General features: G+C 71.7%; 1 protein-coding gene. It reads right to left on the bottom strand.

The annotated features are described in order from the left end of the window. Positions 1 to 2,621, bottom strand: a 2,621-nt coding sequence (locus AOK08_RS33630) for a type I polyketide synthase (protein WP_241827203.1), incomplete at both ends; no start/stop codon positions are given.

Here is a 2,621-nt window from a genome sequence, read left to right as displayed (position 1 = left end):
GGCGTGGGCCAGCGCGGTCGCAAGCCGGAAGGCGTCCCCGCTGTCGCGGCGCAGGGTCTCCAGCACCACGCCCGCGCCCGGGGTGTCGTCCAGGGTGTCCTGGAGGCCGGGCACCAGCACCGGGTGCGGGCTCACCTCGACGAACGCCCGGTGCCCGGACGCGAGCAGACCGCGTACCGCGTCCTCGAACCGGACCGTGGCCCGCAGGTTGCGGTACCAGTAGGCGGCATCCATCTCCGACACATCCAGCCAGTCACCGGTCACCGTCGAATACAGCGGCACACTGCCCGACTGCGGACGGATCCCCTTGAGTTCGGCGACCAGTTCCGCTTCCAGGACCTCGACCTGCGCGGAGTGCGAGGCGTAGTCCACCGGAACCATCCGCGCCCGCACCCCGGCGGCCTCGAACGCCTCCTGCAGGGACGTCAGATCCTCCGGGGGGCCCGCGACGACGGTCTGGGCGGGACCGTTGACCGCGGCGACCGACACCAGCGGCCACTCCACAAGCCGCTCACGCACCCCCTCAGCCGACAGGCGTACCGAGAGCATCCCGCCGCCACCGGAGAGGCCGGTCAGCAGACGGCTGCGCAACGCCACCACCCGCGCCCCGTCCTCCAACGACAGACCACCCGCCACCACCGCCGCCGCGATCTCCCCCTGCGAGTGCCCGACCACGGCGTCCGGCTCGACGCCATGCGCCCGCCACACCTCCGCCAGCGACACCATCACCGCCCACAAGGCCGGCTGCACCACCTCCACCCGCTCCAGATCCCCGCCCCGCAGAACCTCCAGCAGATCCCAGTCCGTCCACGGCTCCAGCGCCGCCGCACACTCATCCAGCCGCCGCGCGAACACCGGCGAGGACTCATACAGCTCCACGCCCATGCCCAGCCACTGCGAACCCTGGCCCGGGAACACGAACACCGACCGCGACCCCACCGGCAGCGCGGAACCTGTCACCACACCCACCGAAGGCTCACCCGCCGCCAGTGCGCCCAGACCCGCCAGCAGCTCGTCACGGTCCCGGCCCGTCACCACCGCCCGGTGCTCGAACACCGAACGACCACTCGCCAGGGAGAACGCCACATCCACCGGCGCCAGCCCCGGGTCGGCCTCGACCCGCGAACGCAGACGACGCGCCTGCTCCCCCACCACACCCTCGGACTTGCCCGACACCACCCACGACACCGGACCCGACACCTCAACAACAGGAACCGACCCGGCAGCCGGCTCGGGAGCCGGGACCTCCTCAAGGATCACGTGCGCGTTCGTACCGCTGATCCCGAACGACGACACACCGGCCCGGCGCGGACGACCGTCCACCGGCCACTCCCGGGCCTGGCTCAGCAGCTCCACCCCGCCACTCGACCAGTCGACCTGATCCGTCGGCTCAGCAGCATGCAACGTGGCGGGCAGTATGCCGTGCCGCATCGCCTCCACCATCTTGATCACACCGGCGACGCCTGCGGCGGCCTGCGTGTGGCCGATGTTCGACTTGACGGAACCGAGCCACAGCGGCCGGTCCGCGCCGCGCTCCTTGCCGTACGTCGCCAGCAGTGCCTGCGCCTCGATGGGATCCCCGAGTGGGGTGCCGGTGCCGTGCGCCTCGACCGCGTCCACGTCGGCCGGCGTCAGCCCCGCCGAGGCGAGCGCCTGACGGATCACCCGCTGCTGCGACGGACCATTCGGAGCCGTCAGCCCGTTGCTCGCGCCGTCCTGGTTGACCGCACTGCCCCGCACCACCGCCAGGACCTGGTGGCCTCGCTCGCGCGCCAGGGACAGTGGCTCCACCAGCAGTACGCCCACGCCCTCGGCCAGTCCGAATCCGTCGGATTCGGTGGAGAACGCCTTGCAGCGGCCGTCCACCGACAGCCCGCGCTGCCTGGAGAAGCCGGTGAACCCGGCAGGCGTAGCCATCACCGTGACCCCACCGGCCAGGGCGAGGTCGCATTCCCCGGCTCGTACCGCCTGGATGGCGAGGTGCAGGGCGACCAGGGACGACGAGCACGCCGTGTCCACCGTCACCGCCGGCCCCTCCAGGCCAAAGGTGTAGGCGATCCGGCCGGAGATGATCGACGTGACGCTGCCCGTCAGGGCGTAGCCCTCCAGTTCCGGCGACTGCCAGACGGCGTCGTAGCCCTGGTTCCAGGCACCGGCGAACACGCCGGTCTGGCTGCCGCGCAGCGAGGCCGGATCGATTCCGGCGCTCTCCAGCGCCTCCCAGCAGGTCTCCAGCAGCAGCCGCTGCTGCGGGCTCATGGCAAGTGCCTCGCGCGGTGAGATACCGAAGAACGCCGCGTCGAACCCAGCCACATCCGTCAGGAATCCGCCGTACTGGCTGTAGGTCGTACCGCTGCGCTCCGGATCCGGGTCGTACAGCCCGTCCAGGTCCCAGCCGCGGTCGACGGGGAAGCCCGAGACCGCGTCACCTCCGGAGGCCATCAGGTTCCACAGCTCCTCCGGGGAACCGATGCCGCCCGGGAACCGGCAGGCCATCCCTACGATCGCCACCGGTTCGTCGGTCGACGCGGCGAGGGCGACCCGGGGCTGCGGCGCCGGGGCCGCGCCCACCAGTTCGGAATGCAGGAATACGGCAAGGGCGTTGGGGGTGGGGTAGTCGA

This window comes from Streptomyces graminilatus, assembly GCF_001418565.1.
GTDB lineage: Bacteria > Actinomycetota > Actinomycetes > Streptomycetales > Streptomycetaceae > Streptomyces > Streptomyces graminilatus.
This window is presented reverse-complemented; position numbering and strand designations above follow the sequence as displayed.